The sequence below is a fragment of the Ramlibacter monticola genome (assembly GCF_016722785.1).
Taxonomy (GTDB): domain Bacteria; phylum Pseudomonadota; class Gammaproteobacteria; order Burkholderiales; family Burkholderiaceae_C; genus Ramlibacter; species Ramlibacter monticola.
Genome location: NZ_JAEQNE010000002.1, coordinates 995,649 through 1,019,331 on the forward strand (window position 1 = coordinate 995,649; position 23,683 = coordinate 1,019,331).

General features: G+C 67.5%; 21 protein-coding genes and 1 pseudogene. 16 read left to right on the forward strand and 6 right to left on the reverse strand.

Annotated features, from left to right (window positions below; translation table 11 throughout):
- Window positions 1-31 precede the first annotated feature (31 nt).
- The 7 genes from JJ685_RS12720 to JJ685_RS12750 are packed head-to-tail and all read left to right on the forward strand — an operon-like array spanning window position 32 to window position 6,163.
- The gene (locus tag JJ685_RS12720; protein WP_201674585.1) at window positions 32-544 is read left to right on the forward strand and encodes a hypothetical protein; all 513 of its coding nucleotides are present in this window, start codon (window positions 32-34) and stop codon (window positions 542-544) included.
- Between the two features lies 1 nt (window position 545).
- The gene (locus JJ685_RS12725; protein WP_201674586.1) at window positions 546-1,898 is read left to right on the forward strand and encodes a c-type cytochrome; all 1,353 of its coding nucleotides are present in this window, start codon (window positions 546-548) and stop codon (window positions 1,896-1,898) included.
- A 21-nt stretch (window positions 1,899-1,919) separates the two neighbouring features.
- On the forward strand, window positions 1,920-3,719 hold the full coding sequence (locus JJ685_RS12730; protein ID WP_201674587.1) for a cytochrome c oxidase subunit I: 1,800 nt from the start codon (window positions 1,920-1,922) through the stop codon (window positions 3,717-3,719).
- 4 nt (window positions 3,720-3,723) lie between these two features.
- On the forward strand, window positions 3,724-4,422 hold the full coding sequence (locus tag JJ685_RS12735) for a cytochrome c oxidase subunit 3 (protein WP_236598894.1): 699 nt from the start codon (window positions 3,724-3,726) through the stop codon (window positions 4,420-4,422).
- A gap of 35 nt (window positions 4,423-4,457) precedes the next feature.
- The gene (locus JJ685_RS12740) at window positions 4,458-5,186 is read left to right on the forward strand and encodes a heme-copper oxidase subunit III family protein (protein WP_201674588.1); all 729 of its coding nucleotides are present in this window, start codon (window positions 4,458-4,460) and stop codon (window positions 5,184-5,186) included.
- A 10-nt stretch (window positions 5,187-5,196) separates the two neighbouring features.
- On the forward strand, window positions 5,197-5,598 hold the full coding sequence (locus tag JJ685_RS12745; RefSeq protein ID WP_201674589.1) for a cytochrome C oxidase subunit IV family protein: 402 nt from the start codon (window positions 5,197-5,199) through the stop codon (window positions 5,596-5,598).
- A 49-nt stretch (window positions 5,599-5,647) separates the two neighbouring features.
- Window positions 5,648-6,163 (forward strand): DUF1269 domain-containing protein, encoded by a 516-nt coding sequence (locus tag JJ685_RS12750; protein WP_201674590.1) that lies wholly within the window; start codon window positions 5,648-5,650, stop codon window positions 6,161-6,163.
- A gap of 6 nt (window positions 6,164-6,169) precedes the next feature.
- Here the strand turns inward: JJ685_RS12750 and JJ685_RS12755 are convergent, their stop codons facing one another.
- The 3 genes from JJ685_RS12755 to JJ685_RS12765 all read right to left on the reverse strand — a co-directional run bounded on the left by JJ685_RS12755 (window position 6,170) and on the right by JJ685_RS12765 (window position 10,195).
- On the reverse strand, window positions 6,170-7,834 hold the full coding sequence (locus JJ685_RS12755) for a methyl-accepting chemotaxis protein (protein ID WP_201674591.1): 1,665 nt from the start codon (window positions 7,832-7,834) through the stop codon (window positions 6,170-6,172).
- A gap of 430 nt (window positions 7,835-8,264) precedes the next feature.
- Window positions 8,265-9,767: an ATPase domain-containing protein gene (locus tag JJ685_RS12760; protein ID WP_201674592.1), complete on the reverse strand. Its 1,503-nt coding sequence runs from the start codon at window positions 9,765-9,767 to the stop codon at window positions 8,265-8,267.
- Window positions 9,764-10,195, reverse strand: a complete 432-nt coding sequence (locus JJ685_RS12765) for a hypothetical protein (protein WP_201674593.1) — start codon at window positions 10,193-10,195, stop codon at window positions 9,764-9,766. The genes JJ685_RS12760 and JJ685_RS12765 overlap by 4 nt, the downstream gene beginning before the upstream one ends.
- A 92-nt stretch (window positions 10,196-10,287) precedes the next feature.
- On the opposite strand from JJ685_RS12765, the gene JJ685_RS12770 reads away from it, so the two are divergent.
- The 6 genes and pseudogenes from JJ685_RS12770 (at window position 10,288) to JJ685_RS12795 (ending at window position 15,970) form a co-directional block, all read left to right on the forward strand.
- Window positions 10,288-10,548, forward strand: coding sequence for a hypothetical protein (locus tag JJ685_RS12770; RefSeq protein WP_201674594.1), 261 nt, complete (start codon window positions 10,288-10,290; stop codon window positions 10,546-10,548).
- Between the two features lie 180 nt (window positions 10,549-10,728).
- Window positions 10,729-10,989 (forward strand): annotated as a pseudogene (locus JJ685_RS12775) (Crp/Fnr family transcriptional regulator); the annotation flags it as partial.
- A 128-nt stretch (window positions 10,990-11,117) separates the two neighbouring features.
- A complete protein-coding gene (locus JJ685_RS12780; protein ID WP_201674596.1) occupies window positions 11,118-12,287 on the forward strand; it encodes a glycosyltransferase family 4 protein in 1,170 nt (389 codons plus the stop codon).
- A 12-nt stretch (window positions 12,288-12,299) separates the two neighbouring features.
- Window positions 12,300-13,190 carry an FkbM family methyltransferase gene (locus JJ685_RS12785; protein ID WP_201674597.1) on the forward strand — a complete coding sequence of 297 codons (891 nt, stop codon included), beginning with the start codon at window positions 12,300-12,302 and terminating at the stop codon, window positions 13,188-13,190.
- Complete coding sequence (locus JJ685_RS12790) at window positions 13,183-14,223, forward strand: glycosyltransferase (RefSeq protein ID WP_201674598.1); 1,041 nt, start codon at window positions 13,183-13,185, stop codon at window positions 14,221-14,223. Before JJ685_RS12785 ends, JJ685_RS12790 begins: the two co-directional genes overlap by 8 nt.
- A gap of 22 nt (window positions 14,224-14,245) precedes the next feature.
- Window positions 14,246-15,970, forward strand: coding sequence for a hypothetical protein (locus JJ685_RS12795; RefSeq protein ID WP_201674599.1), 1,725 nt, complete (start codon window positions 14,246-14,248; stop codon window positions 15,968-15,970).
- 7 nt (window positions 15,971-15,977) lie between these two features.
- Here the strand turns inward: JJ685_RS12795 and JJ685_RS12800 are convergent, their stop codons facing one another.
- A complete protein-coding gene (locus tag JJ685_RS12800) occupies window positions 15,978-17,741 on the reverse strand; it encodes a hypothetical protein (protein ID WP_201674600.1) in 1,764 nt (587 codons plus the stop codon).
- 572 nt (window positions 17,742-18,313) lie between these two features.
- Between JJ685_RS12800 and JJ685_RS12805 the strand changes: the two genes are divergently transcribed.
- Window positions 18,314-18,685: a cyclic nucleotide-binding domain-containing protein gene (locus JJ685_RS12805; protein ID WP_201674601.1), complete on the forward strand. Its 372-nt coding sequence runs from the start codon at window positions 18,314-18,316 to the stop codon at window positions 18,683-18,685.
- A 30-nt stretch (window positions 18,686-18,715) separates the two neighbouring features.
- Here JJ685_RS12805 and JJ685_RS12810 read toward each other — a convergent pair whose 3' ends face one another.
- On the reverse strand, window positions 18,716-20,104 hold the full coding sequence (locus JJ685_RS12810) for an oligosaccharide flippase family protein (protein WP_201674602.1): 1,389 nt from the start codon (window positions 20,102-20,104) through the stop codon (window positions 18,716-18,718).
- A gap of 76 nt (window positions 20,105-20,180) precedes the next feature.
- Here JJ685_RS12810 and JJ685_RS12815 point away from each other — a divergent pair, with 76 nt between their 5' ends.
- Window positions 20,181-21,701: an O-antigen ligase family protein gene (locus tag JJ685_RS12815; RefSeq protein WP_201674603.1), complete on the forward strand. Its 1,521-nt coding sequence runs from the start codon at window positions 20,181-20,183 to the stop codon at window positions 21,699-21,701.
- On the opposite strand, the gene JJ685_RS12820 is transcribed toward JJ685_RS12815, so the two are convergent.
- Window positions 21,702-22,487, reverse strand: a complete 786-nt coding sequence (locus JJ685_RS12820) for a WecB/TagA/CpsF family glycosyltransferase (protein ID WP_201674604.1) — start codon at window positions 22,485-22,487, stop codon at window positions 21,702-21,704.
- Between the two features lie 204 nt (window positions 22,488-22,691).
- Here JJ685_RS12820 and JJ685_RS12825 point away from each other — a divergent pair, with 204 nt between their 5' ends.
- Window positions 22,692-23,681: a glycosyltransferase family 2 protein gene (locus tag JJ685_RS12825; RefSeq protein WP_201674605.1), complete on the forward strand. Its 990-nt coding sequence runs from the start codon at window positions 22,692-22,694 to the stop codon at window positions 23,679-23,681.
- The last annotated feature ends 2 nt before the right edge of the window (window positions 23,682-23,683 follow it).

The window sequence follows — 23,683 nt, forward strand, 5'->3', positions numbered from 1 at the left end:
GGGTTTCTCTCGCACACGAGGGGAGGTCGCGATGGACGCTCTCATGGGCCTGCGTAGCTCGCAGCGGCATGCCACCGACTGGATCGCCGCGGCGGTTGCAGGTTTTGCCGCGGGCGCGGTGCTGATGGTGCTGGACCTTGTCTGGTCGGCCCTCTTCAACCCCGGCGGGCCCTGGCGCACATCGCACATGATCGCGCCGATCTTCCTCGGCGACAGCGCCTTGCGCTCCACCGGCTTCGGCTTCAATGCCGGGGTGGTGGCCGTCGCGCTGGCCATCCACTACGGCGTCGGGGTCGTGTTCGGCCTCGCCACCGGCTGGGTGCTGGCACGACTCGACCTCGACACCACGCCAGCGCACGCCATCGCGGCGGGCGCGGTGATGGGCGTCCTGCTCTACCTGGTCAATTTCCACTTCGTGGTGGTGAACTTCCTGCCGTGGCTGGCCGACCTCGTCGGCGGGCCGACGCTCGCGGCCCATGTGGTGTTCGGCAGCGTGGCCGGCCTGCTGTACTGGAGGCTCAACAGAACCGCCACGGAGCCCTAGGATGGCGATCGCCATCGCGTTGATCGTGCTGGCCCTCGGCTCGGTGCTGTTCCACATCCTGAGCCCCTGGTACTTCACTCCCATCGCCTCCAACTGGGCGACCATCGACAACACCATCAGCATCACCTTCTGGGTGACGGGCGTCGTGTTCATCGCCGTGTCCGGGTTCACGGCCTGGGCGGTGATCCGCTATCGGCACCGCCACGATGCGCGGGCCGAATACGAGCCGGAGAACAAGAAGCTCGAATGGCGCCTGCTGATCATCACCACGCTCGGCGTCGCCTCCATGCTGGCGCCGGGCCTGGTGGTCTGGGCGCAGTTCGTCAACGTGCCGCCCGAGGCCGACGTGGTGGAGGCGGTCGCGCAGCAGTGGAACTGGAGCTACCGGCTGCCCGGCAAGGACGGCAAGCTCGGGACGGTGGACGCGCGCTTCGTCGACGCGGCGAATCCCTTCGGCATGAACCCGAACGACCCGAACGGCCGCGACGACGTGCTGGTGTCCAGCCCCGAGCTGCACCTGCCCCTGGGCCGGCCCGTGAGGGTGCTGCTGCGTTCGAAGGACGTGCTGCACAACTTCGCCATCGCGGAGATCCGGGTGAAGATGGACCTGGTGCCCGGCCTGATCACGCGCGTGTGGTTCACCCCCACCAAGGCGGGTACCTACGACCTGCTGTGCCAGGAACTGTGCGGCATCGGCCACTACGCGATGCGCGGCCGGATGGTGGTGGAGGACGCCGCCACCTTCCAGGCCTGGCTCGATCGCCAGCCGACGTACGCGCAGATCAGCGCCCGCGCGCCCGCCGACGCGGGGGCCGGCAAGGGCCTGTTCGCCGCATGCGGCGCCTGCCATGGCCAGCAGGGCGAAGGCAATGTCGCGATGAACGCCCCGAAGCTGAGCGGCCAGCCGGCGTGGTACCTGGAGCGGCAGCTGAAGCAGTTCAAGCAGGGCTCGCGCGGCACGCACGAGAAGGACACCTTCGGCAAGATGATGGTGCCGATGGCCGCCACGCTCCCAGACGATGCCGCCATCGCCAACGTCGCGGCCTACATCGCGAGCCTGCCCGACACGCCGGCTCCCGCGACGATCCAGGGCAACGCCAGCAGCGGCAGCCGGCGCTACGCGACCTGCGCGGCCTGCCACGGCGCGCAGGGCCAGGGCATCGTGGCGACGAACGCGCCGCGGCTCAAGGGCATGAGCGACTGGTACATGGCCAGGCAGCTCAGGAACTTCCGGGAGGGCGTGCGCGGCACCCACGCGCAGGATCCCCACGGCGCCCAGATGGCGCTGATCGCCGCGATGCTCGCGGACGATGCGGCGATCGGCGACGTCATTGCCTACATCAACAAGCCCTGAGGCCGGGCGCAGGAGGTTTCGATGTCGTCCCACGTTTACCACGACGAAACCGAATTCGCCCCGCCTGCGGAGGTGGGTGAGGTCGAGCTCTACCACCCCAAGACCTTCATCGGCAAGTACGTCTGGAGCCAGGACGCGAAGGTGATCGCGATCCAGTACTCGGTCACCGCGATCGGCATCGGCCTGGTGGCGCTGGTGCTGTCCTGGCTGATGCGGCTGCAGCTCGGCTTCCCCGGCCGCTTCGCCTTCATCGACCCCAGCAACTACCTGCAGTTCGTCAGCATGCACGGGATGATCATGGTGATCTACCTGCTGACGGCGCTGTTCCTGGGCGGGTTCGGCAACTACCTGATCCCCCTGATGGTGGGTGCGCGCGACATGGTGTTCCCGTACGTGAACATGCTCAGCTACTGGGTCTACCTGCTCGCCGTGCTGCTGCTGGTCGCGAGCTTCTTCGTCCCGGGCGGGGCCACCGGCGCGGGCTGGACGCTCTATCCGCCGCAGGCGATCCTCGACGGCACGCCGGGGTCGCACGGCGGCATCATCCTGATGCTGCTGTCGCTGATCGTGTTCATCATCGGCTTCACCATGGGCGGCCTGAACTACGTGGTGACCGTGCTGCAGGCGCGCGCCCGCGGCATGACCATGATGCGGCTGCCGCTCACGGTGTGGGGCATCTTCATGGCCACGGTGCTGGCGCTGCTGGCGTTCCCCGCCCTGTTCGTCAGCGCGATCATGATGACGCTGGACCTGACGCTGGGCACCAGCTTCTTCATGCCCGCGATGGTCTCCAAGGGGCAGCAACTGAGCTACTCCGGCGGCAACCCGCTGCTGTTCCAGCACCTGTTCTGGTTCTTCGGCCACCCCGAGGTCTACATCGTGGCGCTGCCCGCCTTCGGCATCGTGTCCGACCTGATCAGCACGCACGCCCGCAAGAACATCTTCGGCTACCGGATGATGGTGTGGGCCATCCTGATCATCGGCGGCCTGAGCTTCGTCGTGTGGGCGCACCACATGTACGTCAGCGGGATGAATCCGTATTTCGGCTTCTTCTTCGCCACCACGACGCTGCTGATCGCGATCCCCACCGCCATCAAGGTCTACAACTGGGTGCTGACGCTGTGGCGCGGCAACATCCACCTGACGGTGCCGATGCTGTTCGCCATCGGCTTCATCTTCACCTTCGTCAACGGCGGCCTCACCGGCCTCTTCCTCGGCAACGTGGTGGTGGACCTGCCGCTGTCGGACACCATGTTCGTCGTGGCGCATTTCCACATGGTCATGGCCATCGCGCCGATCCTGGTGGTGTTCGGGGCGATCTACCACTGGTACCCCAAGATCACGGGGCGCATGCTGGACGACACGCTCGGCAAGATCCACTTCTGGATCACCTTCGTGGGCAGCTACGCGATCTACTACCCCATGCACTATCTCGGGTTCATGGGCGTGCCGCGGCGCTACTACGCGATCTCGGGCACCAACTTCATCCCCGAGTCGGCGCACTCCCTGAACGTGGCGATCACGCTGGCGGCCCTGGTGGTCGGCGCCGGTCAGTTCTTCTTCCTCTTCAACCTGGTGACGAGCTACTTCCGCGGCCGTCCCGCCGGCCACAACCCGTGGAACGCCACCACGCTGGAGTGGCAGACGCCGCACACGCCGCCCAGGCACGGGAACTTCGGCAAGGAGTTGCCGGCGGTGTACCGCTGGCCGTACGACTACGGGGTGCCGGGGTTGAAGACCGACTTCATCCCGCAGAACGTACCGCCCTCGCAGGTGGCGGCCGAAGCCTGGGCGAAGGCGCCGCAGCCGACGGGGAACTGACGCCATGACCATCGGACTGGTGCTCCTCTCGGGGATGATGGGCGTCATCGTGTGGTGGCTGTTCCGCCAGACCATCAACGTGCAGCCCTGGCAGGCGCAGGCCGTCCTGCCGGAAGTGCCCGCCGCCGCGGCCTCCACCTCGGCGAAGACGGCGCTGTGGGTCTTCCTCGGGGTGGCGAGCTCGCTGTTCGCGCTGTTCGTCAGTGCCTACGCGATGCGATTGAGCTTCCAGGACTGGGCGCCGCTGCCGCGTCCGCCGCTGCTGATGCTCAACACCGCCGTGCTGGTCGGCGCCAGCCTGGCGATGCAGTGGACGGTGCAGGGCGCGCGCCGCGAGGATTCGCAGCGCGTGCGCCGCGGCCTGCTGGCGAGCGGGCTGCTGACGCTGGGCTTCCTCGCGGGGCAACTGGTCGTCTGGAAGCAACTGGATGCGGCCGGCTACTTCCTGACGTCCAGCCCGGCCACTTCCTTCTTCTACCTCCTGACCGCGGTGCATGGCGCGCACGTCCTCGGCGGGCTGGTGGCCTGGGCGCGCGCCACCTCGCGCGCGTGGCGCGGAGGGGATCCGGCGCGCGTGCGGCTCGGCATCGAACTCTGCGCCACCTACTGGCACTACCTGCTCGGCGTCTGGGCGGTGCTGTACGCGCTGCTGGTGTCGAACGAGCTCGGCCTCGCGATCTGTTCGGCGGCGACCCCCTTGTGACCGGCCCCTCCCCATCCACCCCAGGAGCGGAATCCATGACGACGCACCAGGCCCTCGACCTCGATACCGCGGAAGTGCTGCCGGCGCCCAGCCGCTGGCAAAGCGTCGCCACGGACGTGTCCTCGGACCAGCGCGTCTTCAAGGACGTGCCCTGGGGCAAGCCGATGATGTGGATCTTCCTGCTCAGCGACACCTTCATCTTCGGCAGCTTCCTGATCTCGTACATGACGGTGCGCATGTCGACCACCGTGCCATGGCCGAACCCGAGCGAGGTCTTCTCCCTCCACATGTTCGGCCGCAGCGTGCCGCTGCTGCTGATCGCCATCATGACCTTCGTCCTGATCAGCAGCAGCGGGACGATGGCGCTGGCGGTGAACTTCGGCTACCGGCGCGACCGCAAGACGACCTTCTGGCTGATGCTGGCGACCGCGGCGCTGGGCGCGACCTTCGTCGGCATGCAGGCCTTCGAGTGGACCAAGCTGATCATGGAAGGCGTGCGGCCCTGGTCGAACCCCTGGGGAGCGGCCCAGTTCGGCTCCTCCTTCTTCATGATCACCGGCTTCCACGGCACCCACGTGACGATCGGCGTGATCTTCCTGATCATCGTCGCGACCAAGGTGCGGCGCGGCGACCTCGACCACCAGCGTCCGGGCTTCCTGACCGGCCGCAAGGGCAACTACGAGATCGTCGAGATCATGGGCCTGTACTGGCACTTCGTGGACCTGGTCTGGGTCTTCATCTTCGCATTCTTCTATCTCTGGTAAGGAGCCCGCCATGGACCACGCCGAACATGCGCATGGGGCGCCGGGGGCGCACGACGAGCCCGCCGCCCACTCCAAGGGCCAGCAGCATCCCCTGGGGATCTACTTCAAGATCTGGGGCCTGCTGTTCGTGCTCAGCGCGGCCTCCTACATGGTGGACTTCTTCCATGTCCAGGGCCTGCTGCGCTGGTCCCTGATCATCATCTTCATGCTGCTGAAGGCGGGCCTGATCGTGTCCGTGTTCATGCACATGCTCTGGGAGCGGCTGGCGCTGCTGTACGCCATCATCGTGCCGCCGCTGCTGCTGGTCACGCTGGTGGGCATCGGCGCCCTCGAGGCCGACTACACCTTCCTCGCGCGGGAGACCTTCTTCGCGCCGCCGGCCGCACAGAAAGCGCCGCCGCCGGCCCACTGATTTCGTTGTCGTTGTCGTACTGAGGGGCCGCGCGCCCAAGGAGGTCACCATGCATAGTCGGATCTACTGGTTGCTGCCGGACCTGGAGAGCGCCCGGGCGGCAATGGACGACCTCCTGCTCGCGCGCATCGAGGCGAAGCACATCCACTTCGTTGCGCGCGAGGACACGGACATGCGGGGCCTGCACGCGGCCAACGTGCTGCAGACCTCGGACGTGGTGCGCGCGGCGGAAATGGGCCTGATCCTCGGGGCCAGCATCGGGGCCCTGCTGGGCGCGCTGGTGGCCGTGCACTATCCCATCGTCGGCGACGAGCCGCAGTGGGGGCTGGCCGCGGCGCTGGCCGTCGCGGGGGCGCTGTTCGGCGTCTGGACGTCCACCATGATCGGCATTTCCACGCCCAGCAAGCGGCTGCAGCGCTTCTCGGCCGACATCGAGCAGGGCAAGATCCTGCTGATGGTGGACGTGCCGATGTGGCGCGTCGAGCAGGTCGAGGAACGCCTGCGGGCGCTGCACCCCGAGGCCCACCTCGAGGGCACCGAGCCGGATATCCCTGCCTTCCCCTGAACCCTCTCAGGGCGTGAGCGCCGGGGCCTCTGCCTCGGGGTTCGCGGGGGGCGCTTCGGCGCTCTCCTGCGGCGGCAGCGGTTCCGCGTCGAGGACCTGCTCCTCGGCGAGGCGGAAGCGGGCCACCGTGTGCATCAGCAGGTCGGCCTGGTGCCGGAGGGATTCGGTGGCGGCCGCGGCCTCTTCGACGAGGGCCGCGTTCCGCTGCACCACGTGGTCCATTTCGGCCACGGCAGTGTTGACCTGCTCGATCCCGCTGCTTTGCTCCTGCGTCGCCGCCGCGATGTCGGCGATCAGCGTGTGGACCTGCTCCACCGCCTTGACGATCGCGTCGATCTTGCTGCCGGCGGCTCCCACTTCGCGGGTGCCGGCGTCCACCTGCCCCGACGCATTCGCGATCAGGCTCCGGATTTCGCGGGCCGCCTCGGCGCTGCGTTGCGACAGCGTGCGGACCTCGCCGGCGACGACGGCGAACCCGCGACCTCCCTCGCCCGCGCGGGCGGCTTCCACCGCCGCGTTCAGCGCCAGCAGGTTGGTCTGGAAGGCGATGCCATCGATCACGCCGACGATCTCGTTGATCTGGCGCGACGCCGCCGAAATGCCGCCCATGGTGCGCACCACCTGCTTCATGGCGTCGCCGCCTTCGCGCGCGACCTGCGCGGCCTGCGCCGCGAGTCCCTTGGCGCGCAGCGCGTGCTCCGTGTTCTGCTCCACCGTGGACGTGATCTCCTCCATGGAGCTCGCGGTTTCTTCCAGCGTGCTGGCCTGTTCCTCGGTGCGCTGCGACAGGTCCGCGTTGCCCTGGGCGATCTGCGTGCTGCCTTCGGCCACCGTGCGGGCTCCCTGGGCGACCTCGCTCACCAGCGCGCGCAGTTGGCCGGCCATGCGGTCGAGCGCGCGCAGCAACTGCCCGGTCTCGTCGCGCGCGCCGCTTTCGATGTGCACGGTGAGGTCGCCGTCCGCCACCCGCTGCGCCGTGGCCACCGCCTGACGCAGCGGCCGCGTGATCGAGCGTGTCATCAGCGTGGCGGCCACGATGGCCGCCAGCAGGCCGCCGGCGCAGAACGCCATCAGCAGCTCGCGGCCGGAATCCGCGCTGCGCGCCGCCGCCGCCGCGTCGCGGGTCACTTCCTGCGAGTAGTGGTCTGCCAGGGCCTGGATCGCCGCGACATACGCGTCGAGTGCGGGGAACATCTTCCCGTCCATGGTGTAGAGCGCACCCTCGGTGTCCGAATTGCTCATCTGCTTGAGGACCTCCGCGCGCACCGCCTCGTACGCGCTGCGGCGCGCGCCGACCTGCGCGAACAGCGCCCGGGCCTGGTCGGAGTCCAGCAGCCCCTCGACCTCGCGGTGCAGTTCGTCGATGCGCTTGCTGGCGGCCTGCTGCGGCTCGCCCAGCAGCCGCTGGAGGTCCGCATCGTTGGAGTACGTGAGCACCGTCGCCCGCACCGCGTTGGTACGCGCCTGCGAGAGCCATTCGCCCACCAGCCGCTCCATGCGCAGGTTCACCGTGGCCATGGTGTGGGTCGCGCGGTTGAGGTCGGCGAGGCGCCAGGCGCCGACACCGGCCATGGCTGCCATGAGGAGGATGCCTCCGGAGAAAGTGATCACCAGCCGGGTCCGGATGGAGCCGGCGTTGGCCAGGCGGCTCAGGCGCGAAACGACTGTCATGCTTCTCCTCTCTCCCGGCCCTCCAGGTCCGGCCCGGGAAGCGGGAATCTGTAGAAATTCCGTCTTACCTCATAAGGATGAGGCTCCCTCCCATGTCTGCGGTTGAGCATCGTCAAGCGGGAGTAGGTCATCTCCTTACTGTGGATATTCAGCCAAGGCAGGGCTGAAATAGCCCTGGCTTTCAGAGTGCGGGGCTCGGGGCATTTCGCAATGCGGGATGTGGATCGACGGGTCGCGCCTGGAACCGCCTCCGCCCAGACCTGAATGGCGAACCCCTACAGCCCAGGACGGCGGCGGCGATGCGGATGGGCGCCGGCGGATGCCGGCGTTCTTGCACCATCAGGGCCAGCAATGCGGTCTGGCGCTCCCGTCCTCGGCTTCGTTCGCGTTGCGCGTCCCCCGGCGCGGTTCCGCCGGGGGACGGCGGTGTTCATGCCACCGGGTCGCCCGGATGCGTGGGGGCATCGTTGCCCCGGATCCGACCGTCAGCAGTGAGCGGCCCCCCGCCCAACAGGCCATGCTGGCCGGTGACCATGGTCCCGACCTGCAAGCCATCGTCATCGATGATGTACTCGCGCAACTCGTTGGAATGCATGCTGCTGCGCACCTTCACCACCGCCATCACGCGGCGCAGGCGGCTGTCGATTTCGACGTAGCGCTGCACGATGATCGCGTCGGTCAGGAAGGCGGTTCCATAAGGGCTGAAGCGCAGGTCGGTGTACCGGTCTTCCAGCTCGGAGGTCATCAGCACCGTGACGCCAGTCGCCGAGAGCGCCGCCACCAGGCGCGCCAGTTCCTCGCGAAAGTCCTCGCGGAAGGTGGGTGCGATGGCCAGCTCGAACCCCGACAGCGAATCGATGACCACGCGGCTGGCGTTCAGGCGCCGGATCTCGGTCATGATCAGGCGCAGGATTTCGTCGATCGACAAGTCCGACGGCCGCGCGTCCACCAGGCTCACACGACCTTCCTTGATCAGGTCTGCCACCACGGGATTGCGCGCGCGGTCGGGACGCTGCTCGAACGCCGCGAGCACTCCGGTCTCGCCGCACCGGGCCCCTGCGGCCAGGAAGGCCGCCGCCAGGATGCTCTTGCCGGATCCAGAGGGGCCGGCAATCAGCAGCGAGTATCCGCGCGGCAGGCCGCCTCCGAGCATCTCGTCCAGGAGAGGCACGCCGACCAGCAGGCGGTCTCCCGGTGGCTCGGAGCGCGGCAAAGCGCCAGCGGGGATGGCCGCGCCAGCCGGGGGGAACACTTCAATGCCGGCCGAAGACATGCGGAAGGTGTGCAGGCCCGGAAGCGAGGCCTGCCCGCGCATCTTCATCACCTCCATCTTGCGCACCATGGAGTTGCGCTCCACGCTCTGGCGCAGCCAGATCAGCCCGTCCGCCACGGTGAACACCGGGTTGGCATCGGTCTCCACGAAATACTCGCCGATCAGGAAGGTGGTGGCTTGCCAGCTGGTCATCAGCATGCCCAGCTGCTGCACGAAATGCTGCAGGCTGTTGTGCGCGTTGCCCGCGGCCGCGTCGGCCAGCATCACGGAGCGGAAGGAGTCGACGAAGACGAAGGCAGGGTTGTGCGCCTCCACCTCGGACACGATGCGGGACAGCACCTTGTCCAGTTGCCCGCTGAGCGTTTCGTCGGCGAGGTTGATGAACTGCACCGCCCGATTGATTTGAGCGGCGTCGAAGAAGCCGAACTGCTGCTGGTAGCGCAGCATCTTCAACGGCGGTTCGCCCAACACTGTGAGGTACAGCGCCGGGCGCTCGGGCGTGGCCAGCGAAAACATGAGCTGGTGGGCCAGCGTGGTCTTTCCGCTGCCGGGCTGGCCGGCAATCAGGTTGAACGACAGTTCGGGTAGCCCGCCGCCCAGCACCTCGTCCAGGCCCGGCACGCCCGTCGACAGACGGTTGATCTTTACTCTCGTGGTCATGGAGGCGGGTCCTGCGCGGGCGAACCGCTGAAAAACTTGGCCCACACTTCGCCGAGCAACGTCCCGGAAAGCGAGGGACCGATCAGGCTGTCCACCAGGCCGTGGAAAGACAGCAAGAGTGCGGCACCGGCCGCCGCCGCCTCGGCGCCGTTGCGCCGGGCGAACTCGGCCCGCAGCAGCGAGAGGTCCATGGGCGCAAGGCCGCCAGTGGGCTGCGCCGCGGCGAGCCACGGATAAGTCATGGCCGCCAGGTGCAGGCTTCGCTTGTAGAGCGCAGCGACGCCGCGCTGCCCGATCACCGGCGCCATTGCGGCGTGGATCTGTTGCCAGACCGAATCGATCAGATCCGCCACCTGGGCCGCGCTGGCGCCTTCCCTGGCTCGCTGCGAGAGGAAGGGCTGGAACGGAGGACCGGTCGGGCTGTCCATGAACTTCGGAAACCTTTGTCGTCCGCGAATGGGCGGGGAAAGATGGCGCCAATGTACGCTACCGAACAGCCCTCGTGGCTCGGGGCGATACCATGGTCCCATTCACCGTCCGCCAACCCGATCCACTCGCCCGTCCCGTGTCCTCTACCGAACGATTCACGAATTCGTGTGCCGAGTGCCGCAAGCTGATCGCGCTGCAACTGGAGGCACGCGAACAACTCGAGCGGGCGCTGTTGCAGTCGCCCGAGAGTCCGACGGTTGCCATCCTCCGCGACAAGGTCCGCAAGCTGGCGGCCAGCACCGAGTCGGAGTTCATGAAGGCGATGGCTGCACTGTCCCCCTCCCGGTCCTGAGCGTCGTCGCGCGGCCACGCATACCGGGCAAGCACAGGGCCGCTTCGGACGGGCATGATTCAGGGGAGCGCTCGCGACTACAGGACAACAGCCTGCTCGCGATGTTGTTGCCGCACGTGCAGCGCTGGCTCCCCCGGCTGGAACTCGTGGAACTGCGGCTCGGGAAAGTCCTGTGCGAGGCTGAGCCTCGACCGGATGGAGGGCAACGAGCTCGTGATGACGCACGAGCTCATCGCCAACATGCTCGGCGTGCGCCGCGAAGGAGTTACCCAGGCAGCCTGCAAGATGCAGCGCGCCGGGGTCATACGCTATTCCCGCGGGCGCATCACGGTGCTGGAACGCGCCGAACTGGAACGCCACGCGTGTGAATGCTACGTGGTCGTCAAGAAGGAGTACGACCGGCTCTTGTCGAACGTGCGAGTTTCAGCGGTTGCGCCGTGATCGACGACGGTCCTGCGCCGCGGTTCACGCGTTGCGGGTCCTCGAGCACGCCATTGCCCCATTAGCTCCAACGTGCCGTCCACGCCCGTGGACGCCGTCATGGATTTCGAATAACTTGCATTCAATCCATGAACCGCCACATTCTCGTGCTCCAGTACGCAGGGAACTTTGCCGAGGCTTTCTGGCGGCTGCACGCAGGAGGAGCGGAAAACTATGCCGCCCAGGCCTACTCGCTCGACAGCGTGGCCGCCCTGGTGGACCCCGCCACTCGCGTGACTTCGGTCTGCTGCCTGTCCGCGCAGGCCGACGACCAGTTGCTCCCGAACGGCGTGCGCTCGATTGCACTGGGATTGTCGGGCACGGTGGATACCCGGCTCGTCTCGCGCTTGGTGGACGACCTGCGCCCCACTCACCTGTTGCTCAGGACGCCGATGTTGCGTGTGCTGGTGTCGGCGCGACGACAAGGGATCCCCGTCGTGGCGACGTTCGCGGACTCCTTCGTGAAAGGCGGATTGCTCGCCCGACTGCGCCGCCGGGCGCTGGCGCGCGAGTTGAACGATCCCAATGTCCTGGTGGTGGGCAACCACGGCCGCAATGCCTGCCGCAACCTGGAGAGCATCGGTGTCCGCCCCGAAAAAGTGGTGCCCTGGGACTGGCCGCAGGTGTCTTCCCAACTGCCGCCGAAACGCTATCCCGACGCAGCCGAGTGGAAACTCGTCTACGCCGGATTGATGGACCCGCGCAAGGGTGTAGGGGACATCATCGAAGCCATCGCGCTGCTGCGCCGCGATGGTGTCCGGGTGCGGCTCCAGTGTTTCGGCAGCGGTGCGGTCGGCGAGTTCCGCCGCCTCGCGGCCGCAGGCGGCGTGGAGGACTGCATCGACTTCGCGGGGCAAGGAACGAACTCAGTAGTCTGTGACGCCATGCGGCGCGCCGACGTGGTTCTCATCCCCAGCCGGCACAGCTATTCGGAAGGCTTGCCGCTGACCATCTACGAGGCGTTCCGATCCCGCACGCCCATCGTCGGATCCGACCACCCCATGTTCGACGGCATCCTGGTCGACGGCGTTTCGGCCATGGTCTTCCGCGCCGGTGATCCGGCGGCTTTGGCGCGCGCGCTGCGCGCCCTCCAGGCGAATCCGCAAGCGTACGAGGCGTTGTCCCGCAACGCGCAGGCGTCCTGGCAGGGCCTGCAGATCGCCACCCGCTGGGGAGACCTGGTACGGCAATGGCTTGCACCGGCCATGGGCCCATTGGAGCTATCACCGCGCACGAATCCGCCAGGGTTGTTGGCCTAAGCTGAAACCCTCATGACCGAGAAAGCAGTCGCACCGGGCGCAGCGCGCGATCCCACGATGATGGAGGCGTGCCTTTCCAATGCCCTGCGCATGCTGCCGATCAAGCATGGCGCCCACAGGATCCTGGACCGGCTCAAGCCGAGCGCGTGGACGGGCGGGTCGCCGGTCGTGGATATCCCGTACCGCGGCCATGTCGTCCGCATGGACGTCTCGGACCTCGTGGGCTGGCACTTCCTGATGCTCAGGAACTTCGATCCCGAGGTCACGGAAGTGCTGGAGCGATTCAGTGCCGGCGACGAGGGGGACGTGTTCTGGGACATCGGCGCCAACAAGGGGGCGTGCTCCTACGAGATCGCGACGGCCTTGCCTCGCGCCAGGATCGTCGCCATCGAACCGCAGCAGGAGATGCAGGCGCTGCTGCGCAAGAACCTGGCCGCCATCGCGCCGGGACGGCACGAGCTCTGGCGCTTCGGCATCGGTGAATCGCCGGGTTTCGGGGAAATCTTCATCCCGCAAGGCAACAGCGGGGCCGCGTCCATGCTGGCGGCGCATCGCACGGCAGCCAGCAGGACGGAGCTCGTGCCGGTGACCACGGCTGCGGCCGTGAGGGAACTGAGTGCGTTCGGCTGGCCGACGATCGTCAAGATCGACGTCGAAGGCTCCGAGCCATCGGTGGTCCGCTCGCTGGAACCGGCCTTCGCCGACGCACGCGTGAGGTGCTGCGTGTTCGAGTGTCACCCGCCAGAGGCTGCCGGCTACGCGGCGATCCGCGCCTGCACCGAGAAGCACGGCTACTCCCTGCATGCCATCCGCAAGACGGCTTTCTCCACCACGCTCGTTCCTGCGCCTTTCCTCGCACCCGGTTCGACCGACTATGCCATCGTGAGGCACGATCTTGGCTGAAGGCCGGATCCACATCGGCGTCTTTGCGCACAACGAGGAGAACAGGATCGCCGGCGTCCTGGAGGATCTTGCGCGGCAGGACATCTTCACCCGGGCCGATGTGTCGGTGCGGGTCTTCGTGCTGGCCAACGGCTGCGAGGATGCGACGGTGCGCGTGGCGCGCGACGCGGTGCGCAGGCTGCCCGCCGCATTGGCCGCGTGCATGGAGGTCGTGGACCTTCCCTTCAGCGGCAAGTCGCGGACCTGGAACCACTTCGTGCACGCGCTGTGCGTGGGCCAGGCGGAATACATCTGCTGCGTCGACGGTGACATCCGCGTGCCGTCGCGGAGCAACCTCAGGCTGATGCTCGAACGCATCGAGGCCGGCGATGCCCATGTCGTCAACAGCCGTCCCCGCAAGGATATCGAGCTGGCCGATGGCCCCCTGTCGCTCGTGGAGCGCATCATCGTGATGGGCTCCGGCACGGGCTCCGACTACCGCAATTCGATCGCCGGCTCGCTGTACCTGGCGCGCACCGCCGCCGTGGAAGGCATCTACATGCCGGTGGGCCTGCCGGTCGAAGATGGTTTCCTGCGGGCGATGATCCTCACCAGGCTGCTGACGCAGAGCGAGGACTTCGGGCGGATCCACGGCGACCCGGGGATGTGGCACGTGTACGAGTCGCTGCGGACGGTGCCTGCGCTGGTGCGGCACCAGACGCGGCTGGTGATCGGGAGTGCCATCAACACGGTGGTGTTCGATCACCTGTGCGCGCATGCACAGGGCTTCCCGCAGCGCAGTGCGCTCCTGCGCAGCGCGGCGCAGGACGAGGGGTGGCTCGCGGGGGTCCTGGGCCGGACGCTTCCGCGCTGGCCCTCGGGATTCGTGCCCCTGCACTTCCTGCTCAAGCGCCTCGAAGGCCTGCGCTCACGCAAGGAGATCGGGGCCCGGCGGATCGTCCTGCTGGCGACCCTGGGGTTCGCTTTCGACCTCCTGGTCTACGTGAACGCGCAGCTGCAAATGGCACGCGGCAAGGGGGCCGGCTACTGGTAGCCGGGGAACCATGCGCTCGTGGATGAATGCCTTGCTGTGGACGGCAGCCCTGGCGGTTGCAGCGGCTCCCGCCATTTCCATGGCCGCCAACCAGCGCAAGCCGGGCGCGCCGGCCAGCAGCGTTTCCGCTGGCGCTGGAGTGGGCGTCGGCGTCAATCTCGAGGGAGTGAAGGACTGGGCACGGCTGTCGCCTTTCGTGGACCTGATGAAAAGCTCCCGTGCCTGGGGCTTGCCCGACCAACCGTGGGTGCACAAGGTGCGCACCGACGAACTCGGCTGGCCCCTGCAGGACGCCGGCGTCGTGGTCAAGGTGATGGACGAGGATGCGGGCGAGCCGGGCTCCGGGCGCAGGAGCCTCGACCCCGGCGTGTACCGGCTGTCCTTCCGGGGGCGCGCAGCCCGGGTGGTGCCGGTCACCTCGCCGGCCGTGGCCGTTCGCAATCTCGCCCACGACGCGACCACCCGCATGTCGACGGCGGAAGTGGTCATCGGCGCCGACGCCTCGCAACTGATGCTGGGCTTCGAGGGCACCGACGGTGGCGTGCGCGACGTGCGGCTGGTGCCCGCCGGCGCCGCGGCCAGCCAGACTTTCAGTTCCGAGTTCCGCGCGGCGATCGCACCCTTCGGCACGCTGCGCCTGATGGACTTCCTGGAAACGAACGCCAACCCGTCGCGCCAGTGGAGCGAGCGCACCACGCCGCTGGCGGCCACGCAGGGAGGCGAGCGCGGCGCGGCCTACGAGTACGCGGTGCAGATGGCCAATGAACTGGCGAAGGACATCTGGATCAATGTTCCCGCACTCGCGGACGACGCTTACGTGCGTTCGCTGGCGGTGCTGCTCCACCAGACGCTGGCGCCCGGCCGGGTGGTGTACGTGGAATACAGCAACGAGTTGTGGAACACGCAGTTTTCACAGACCTCCTGGAACCGCGAGGCCGCAGTCGCCGAGGCGGTGGCCGGCGACACCACCTTGACGAAGGGGCAGCGGTGCACGCCGGAGATGTTCAAGACCGTCTCGGGCGAGTGCAATCCGTACTGGGCGGGGTATTTCCGCGTCGGGAAGCGGACCGTACGCCTTGCGCAGATCTTCTCGGAAGTGTTCGGCCCGGACGCACTGAACACGAGGGTCCGCGTCGTGTATGCGACCCAGTTCGCCGATCGCGCCATCGCCGAACAGGTCCTCAAGAACATCGCCAAGTACCGTGGCAGGCCGGCGGCGTTCCTGTATGGAGTCGCTGGCGCGCCCTACTTCTACCTCGACGAGGAACTCGCGCGCTCTGACAGCCTGGACGTCGAGGCGATCCACGCCTCCATGCAGCAGTCGCTGGAACGCGAGGTCCTGCCTGTGCTCGCCTCCGGAGTGACGCAGGGGGACGTCTTCGTCAAGGGTCTGCCGTACCGCGGCGGCGACTGGAGCCGGCCCTCGCTGAAAGCGCTGGCCGATTTCTACGGCCTCAGGAGCCTCGCCTACGAGGGCGGGCCCGACCTGCGCCAGGCGAACGTCAGCCTCCCGGCCAAATTCGCCGCCAACGCCGACGCTCGCATGGGCGCCAAGATGGAGCGGCTGCTCCGGCAATGGTACGGCTGCGGCAATGGCATGTTCGTCCACTTCAACCTGACCAGTGCCTACGGTCGCCACGGCTACTGGGGCCTCACCAACGATGCGCGCGACCTCCAGACGCCGAAGTACCGGGCGGTGGCAGCGGCTGCACGGCGCCCGGCATCGGACTATCGGGTCTGCGGGTAGCCAGCCCTCAGCGGCAGGTGGTCCAGGCCGACCGCGCGCTGTTCGCGATGTCGCGCGCGGCGGTGTACTTCGCTCCTGCCAGGTCCGACGGGTCGTTCGTCAGTCCCCAGTAGCCGTAGCGGTCCCAGGCAGAGGACAGGCTGAAATACATGAAGAGGTCGTTGCCGCATCCCAGCCATTGGCCCACTTCGCTCTTCACCAGTTCTCCCATCGCGGGATCGCGGTTGGCAGCGATCTTGGCGGCCCCGTTCGCCGCACTCTGGCCGAGGTCCGGACCGCCTTCGTAGGCGAGGCTCTTGAGGCCGTAGTAGTCAGCCAGCGCCTTGTGGCTGGCGCCGGTGAAATTGCCGCCGGTGTAAGCCCTGCGGACGAAGAGGCCGTTCTCCTTCACGCCTGCCGCGAAGAACGGTTCGTCCTCGGTGCGAAGGGAGGTTTGGAGGCTGTGCAGCACCTGGTCCTTGGTGGCGGCCGGCGCGTTGGCGAGCTCGGGCGAAAGGTAGAAATACGGCGCGGTGGCCACGCCATAGAGCAGGGACGACGGGGTGGCGCGGTAGGTGGCGATGTTCTTGAGCACCTGTTCGGCCACACCGGGGTTGGCGAACTGGGTGGCGTACACCACGCGCACCTGCTTGTTCATTGCCGCGGCCCCGAACACCTCCGAGAAGATCCTGGCGACCCGCACCGTGCGCTTGCCCACCCGGTAGTACCCCGCCCAGTACGGATTGCACTCACCGGAGCTGGCGTTGAACAGGGCCTGCGTGCAGGACTGGCCCTTGGTGAGGGTGGTGTCGCCGGCGATCGCTTCGGCCATCGCCGCGTTCATGTTGTCCCTGGCTTGCGAGAACTGGAAGTTCCACAGCTCATTGCTGTACTCCACGTAGACCACCCGCCCCAGGGCGAGGCGCTGCTTGAGCAGTAGCGCCAGCGAGCGGACGTAGGCGTCATCCGCGAGCGCCGGGACGTTGATCCAGATGTCCTTTCCCAGCTCGTTGGCAAGCTGGATGGCGTACTCGTAGGCCGCTCCCTTGGGGGTGACCTGCGTCCCCGACGTCGGCTCGGTGCGCTCGGCCCAGGTGCGCACGGGGTTGCCGTTCGTGCGCAGGAAATCCATGAAGCGCACCACCTGGAACGGTGCCAGTGCCTGCACGAACTGGCTGGTGAACGTCTGGGTGTCGTTCACGTCCGGCCGCCGCAGCGATACGTCCCTGACGCCCTTGTTGGTGTTGCGGAAGGCCAGCATCAGCTGCGTCGTGGCGGGACCGACCACGACTTCGGCTCGGGACTTGTTGGTCACCGCGTCGTAGACGTAGTTGCGGATCACGATGTCGGAGCCGCTCGTCACCGTCGCACGACCGGTGAAACGCAGCCGGTAGACACCCGGCGTCATGTACCGATACCGCTTCCCCTCGTCGCCGGGCTCGAAGGTGCGGACGTTCACCACCACGCCGGCATCCCCCGTCGGCCAGCCGAGCGCGTCCACCGCCGCAGCCTCGTCCCAGGGCGCTTCGGGCGTGCCCCAGGGCCGCGAGCTTTTCATGGTGTCGGCGAACGGCTGCAGGCGAGCCCAATCCCACAGGCCCTCGAGGTTGACTCCCAGCGGCGCGCGGTCCGAGGCGACTGGCAGCGCCGTCGCCGACAAGGCAGCGACTGCCAGGGTCGTATCGGTCGAAGCAGCGACTGCGGTGGTGGGGCTGGTGGGTAGAGTTCTAGGTCCCGCGGTTGCCGACTCGGTCGCGGTTGCCGGTTCGGTGGCGGTCTCCGCTTCAATCACGGTCCCCGCTTCGGTCACGTTCCCCGCTTCGGTCGAGGCCACCGGATCATCGGTGCTCCCTCCACCACATGCGCTCAGGCCCAACGCAAGAACAACGGCAAGCCACCCCTTGGCCGCCCCCCTGTGTTCGAAGCAGACAAGGCTTCGCCCCGGCACTGTCTTTTGGATGTGCATTGAGTCCCGCTCCTCGCGGGGGATTGTTTACGAGCCGGCGCGATGATAGGCGCGGCAATGACGAGGCACGGCGAGAACGCAACCCCGAGATACAGACGTTGCCCCGTAGGACAAAGCCGACAGAAGCTGTAGTTGGACTTCCACTTTACTGGACTTAATGCACGCTTGAGCCAGCTCTCGCGCTCCTCCTCGCCGGCAAGGACACCATCGGCTCATACCCGCGCGAGGAACGCTGTTGTAGTCTGGGACGGTGCGACGTGCGCTTCGCCGCATCCCCAACAGGCATGTCGCAACCTTCTCCCCCACCCCGTTCGCCGGAACTCACCGCGCTCGCTGCCGTGGTGCGCAGGAACAGGAGCGGCGATTCGCGGCGCCTGACACGAGCGAACTGGCATACCTTGTCCAAGTTCATGCTGCGCAGGACCGCCGAGCCGCGAACCTGCCTGATCCAGCAGGGCGAGAACGAGCGGCGCGTGTACTTCGTCGAGTCGGGGCTGCTGCGCGTGTTCAGGTCGGAAGCGCGCGACAAGGTGCAGATGGGGGTGATCGGCGCTGGAAGCCTCGTGGGCGAAGGCGCCTTCTTCGCGCCGCTGGTGCGCAACGCGTCCGTCGAGGCGATCGAGCCTTCCGTGCTCTGGGAGCTATCCACCGAGGCCTTCGCGGCCATGACAGCGCACCAGCCCGAACACGCGCTGGCGCTCGCCCTCTACGTGGGAGCCGTGCTTTCCGAGCGCATGCTCAAGCCCGGCGGACGACTCTCGGTCACCTGATCACCGCGAGCGATGCAGGCGTTGTCTTCCTCAATGGCTCGCGAAGCCGAACAGCCCGAACACGCCCACGAACAGCGCCAGTGCGACGAGTTCACGCCGCACCGACAACAGGCGCAGGCGCGGCTGGAAGAGCAGGAGGCCCGCCAGCGATCCGCTCAGCTGCCCCAGCGCGACTCCCCACGCCGCGCCCGTGGTGCCGAGCAGGCGATAGCCCAGCCCGATGGCGAAGACCGACCCGGTGAGCCGGAACGCCTGTTCCGCGGCCATCAGCCCCGGGCGGCCCAGCAGCAGGTACATGTAGGGAACGACGGAGTAGCGCGACCCCACCAGCGCGATCGCGAGGATGTGCAGGAACTCGCCGGCCTGCTCATACCGGTTGTCGTAGAGGATGCGGACCACGTCGCGGCCGAACCAGAACAGGAAGGCCGCGAGCACCAGGCAGAAGGCGTCCGTCGGAATCCGAACGCGGTAGTAGGTGCGCGCCAGCCCGAGGGCGTCGCGTTCATACGCCTTGGTGAGGGCCGGGAAGGCGACCCGGCTCGAGATGCGGGCCACGACGTCCGTGAGCGCGCCGACCAGGAGTGCGGCGATGGCGAACTGTCCCATGGTGTGCGAACCGAGCAGCCATGCGAGGAAGAGCTTGTCGATGTTGCCGGCAAGGAAGGTCAGTGCCGACGACAAGACGATCCAGTTGCTGATCCGGCAGACCTCCCGGACCACCGGCCAGGAGAAGTGCAGCCGGTTGCGGATGCCACTTGCCAGCAGGTGGCTGGCGCCTACCTTGATCGCGCCGCTGACGATAGCACCGAGCAGCAGCACGAAGATGCTCGGGTGCACGAGCGCCGCGGCGCACGTCGCCAGCAAGCCTGCCGCCTGGCTGCCCAATTCGATCAACACCACCGGACGCAGCAGCATGTCCTTCTCTGCCGTCGCCAGTCTGGTCGACTCCAGGCCGGCAAGGACCGCGCCAAAAGACAAGCCGGCAATGAGCAGGGGCAGGTCCTTGCTCGCATAGGTGCTGTCGGCGGGAATGCGGCCGGCGTGCTGCGCGTAGGCAACGCCGCCGGCGATCAGCAACAGGAGCGAGGCAACCGCCAGGCCCTGCAGGAACTGCAGCGTCCAGACGGTGTTCACGAATACCGGGTCGGACGCCCGATTGCTGCGCACGATCACCTGCCGCAAGCCCAGGTCCGAGAACATGACGACGCCAACCGATACCACCGTGGCGATGGACATGACGCCGAAGGATTCCGGCGCGAGCAGCCGCGTGAGCAGGAGGTTGCCCAGCAGGCGCAGCACCTGGCTCGAGCCATGACCGGCCAGGGTCCAGATCCCGGCGGTCACGGCAGATCTCACAAGACTGGGATGCTGCATGGGTGGATGAAGTGGAGGAGCGAAGCGCCGCGAGCCGGTAGCCATTCTGGGCGCGACTCTTCCGCCGTCATGCCACTCGCGATAGTCCTTTCGTGCCTTGACCGCAACCCGCCACCTTCCCATGTCTGAGCACCATCGCGTCCTGGTCGTGCTCCTGTTCATCGGCCTGGCGGTCTATCGGCTGGTGGGCTGCCTTCAGCCGGAGCAGTTGCCGCGCGCCCAGGCGGTTCGGCGCGGCCTCTGGTTCGCGCTCACGATCGCGGCATTCGCGCTGGGGGATTTCTGGATGTTCGTCGTGCTCGCAGTGCCCCTCGTGCTTTGGGGCCGCGGCAGGGAGCAGAACGTCCCGGCGCTGTTCCTGGCGCTGCTGTTCCTGGTCCCGCCGGCGCAGTTCGACATCCCCGGGATGGGGCTCGTGAATTTCTTCTTCAGCCTCAGCTGGCCGCGCCTGCTCGCGCTTATTCTGCTCCTGCCAATGGTGCCGCGGCTGATCCGCCAGCCGCCCAGGTCGGAGGGGACACTGCCCCGCCTGGCAGACCGCCTGTTCCTCGGCTACCTCTTCGTGCAGGTCCTGCTGCTGGGGCGGGAGGCATCCCTCACCTCCGCGCTGAGGAGCGTGTTCTACCTGTTCGTCGACGTCGCGCTGCCCTACTTCGTGTTCAGCCGGGCGTTCGACACCCTCCCGAAGCTGCGCGATGCCGTGGCTGCACTGGTCGTCTCCGGCCTGTTGCTGGCGGCCGTGGGCGTGTTCGAGGCCAGCCGGCACTGGCTCCTGTATGCAGCGCTCACGCAGGCCTGGGGCTCCGCGGACCAGCTCGTGTACCTGGGCCGCAGCGGCGTGCTGCGGGCAATGGGCAGCACGGGGCATGCGATTGCGCTCGGCTACGTGCTGGCGATCTGTCTGCTTCTGTACCTGCCCATGCACGCGCGGCTGCGGGGGCGCTGGCAGCCTTGGGCCGTGCTGATCCTTTTCGCGGCAGGACTCTTTTCACCCCTGTCGCGCGGCCCGTGGCTCGGGGCCGTGGCGGGGCTTCTTCTGTATCTCGGCCTGGGCGAGCGACCCGTGAGAAACCTGCTGTCGTTCGGGGTCGCCAGTCTCTTCGTGTTCGCGGTCCTCTCGCTCCTGCCATTCGGAAGGTTCGTGCTCGAGCTGGTCCCTTTCATTGGAACCGTGGAAACCGGGAACATCGAATACCGGCAGCTCCTGATGCGAAACGCGGCGGGACTGATCTGGCGACACCCGGTGCTCGGGTCGACCGACTACGTGGAGCGCCTGGCCGCAATGGGCATGGTGCAGGGCCAGGGCATCGTCGACATCGTCAACAGCTACGTGGAGGTCACGTTGCGCAGCGGCCTCGCGGGGCTGGTGCCGTTCGCAGGCCTCATGGCGACCGCGTTGTTCTCCGCCCTGCGTGCGCGCAGGCTTTCGCTGGGCGCCGCCCAGCGGGAGGCGGCCGACCTCGGTCGCTCGCTGGCGGCGGCTCAACTCGCCGTGATCGTGACCATCGGCAGCGTCAGCAGCATTCTCGTCATCCCCTGGATGTACTGGTGCCTCGCCGGCATGCTGGTCGGCTACGCGCGGGTGGTGCACGCCCGCGAGCGCGAGCCGCGCAGCACCGCCGGGGAGCTTGGTTTCGCCTGATCAGAGGGGGTGGGCTCGACGGGCGCCGGGTCGCACGCGGCGCCACGCCTCCCGGGCAAGCAGGACAAAGAAGTACAGGTCCTTCGTGTAGCGGCCGATCAGCCGTCGGGGCTCGTGCGAAAGCCTGAACAGCCATTCGAGTCCCGCGTGCTGCATCCAGCCCGGCGCGCGCCGCGTCGTACCGGCGCAGAAGTCGATGGCGGCGCCCACGTCGAGAAACACGCCGTTGTCGAACTGCGCCAGGTGCTCGCAGGTCCAGACTTCCTGCTTCGGGGAGCCGAGGCACACGAACACCAGGTCGGCCCCGCTGCGGCGGATCGCTTGCACGATCGCCGCGTTCTGCTGAGCGTCGTGCTCGAAACCCGAGGGTGGGCACGACGTGCCGGCGATCACCAGGCGCGGGTGGCTGCGAACCAGGTTGTCGGCCGCACGCTCGGCGATTCCCTTTGCACCGCCGAGGAGGAAGACCTTCAGTCCCCGTTGCGCTGCGATCTCGCACAGCCTGGGCATGAGGTCCGCTCCCGTCACGCGCTCTTTCACCGGCGTGCCGAGCAGCCACGCCGCCCAGACAACCGGCATGCCATCCGGCACGACGAGATCGGCCCGCGCGTACGCCGCACGAAGCGCCGGATCGCGTTCCAGGTTGACCACCTGGTCGGCGTTCGGGGTGACCACCATCGCCGGGGCCGCGCGTGCGGCGAGCAGCACCACCTCCTGCGCGACCTCTTCGAGACTGTCACGGTGGATCAGCGCGTGACCCAGTTCGAAACGACCTGACAACAGCATGCGGCCTCCGACTTCGGTGAAGGAGGGAAATCCTATGGCCGCGAAGTGCGTTGCGCCGCCTTTGCGTTAGCCCCATGGAGCTATCACGCGGTCGCGCCCGGTCGGCCACACTGGCTTCGCAGTGCGCGCTCGTGTCGCGCGGGCAGTCGCCCTTGAGGCTGGAAGGTGGTGAGCATCTTGCGTTGGGCATATGAAGGCAGTGTCGTGAACGACTCGCAGGCCAGTCCGCTGGAGAACCCCGCATCCCGCGTGGTCGACCTGCTCCTGGTCACCTTCAATTCGGCCCATCTGCTCGAACGGCTGCGCCACACGCTGATGCAGGCGGAAAGGCACGGCGTGATATTGCGCCTGCTCGCCGTCGACAACGCGTCGTCGGATTCCTCGGCGGCCATCCTGCGACGCTCTTTCGGCTGCGACGTGTTCATCCAGAACCGCGAGAACGTGGGCTTCGGCCGCGCCAACAACCAGCTGCTGGAGCATGTGCGTTCCGAATATGCGCTGCTGCTGAACACGGATGCATTCGTCTCACCGCGGACGATCGCCATGACCATGAGGTACATGGATGAACACCCGGGCTGCGGCATCCTGGGCGTGCGCCTCACCGACGAGGACGGCGGCCTTCAGCCTTCCCGGCGCTCGTTTCCGACGCCGTCGACGACCTTCCTGCGCCGCACCGGGCTCGAACGCCTGCTGGCCCTGCACGGGGCGCGTCACGACATCGAGGAGGACCACACGACGCAAGCCGAGTGCGACTGGGTGCCCGGCTGCTACTACCTGGTGCGCCGGGCGGTGCTGGACGACATCGGACTGTTCGACCCCCGCTTCTTCCTCTACTTCGAGGAGGTCGATCATTGCCGCCGCGCGCGGGAGGCCGGCTGGACCGTGGCCTACCTGCCCTCGACCAGCGTGGTGCACCTCGGCGGGGAAAGCGCCAAGTCGGTGTCTCCCCTGTGTGCGGGACGGCAGATTTCCGCGCTGCAGGCCGAAAGCGAGCTGCTGTACATGCGCAAGCACTTCGGCCGCCGCGGACTCTGCTCGCACGTGCTGCTGGTCATGCTGGGCGACATCATCCTCGCGGGGAAGGACCTGCTGCGGGGGCGCGGGCCGGCGTTCGCGTTCCGTCATTTCCATGCATCGAGGCTCACCTGGCGGCTCGTGCGCAGCACGGCGTGGGCCACACGTCCCACCCGGTAGCG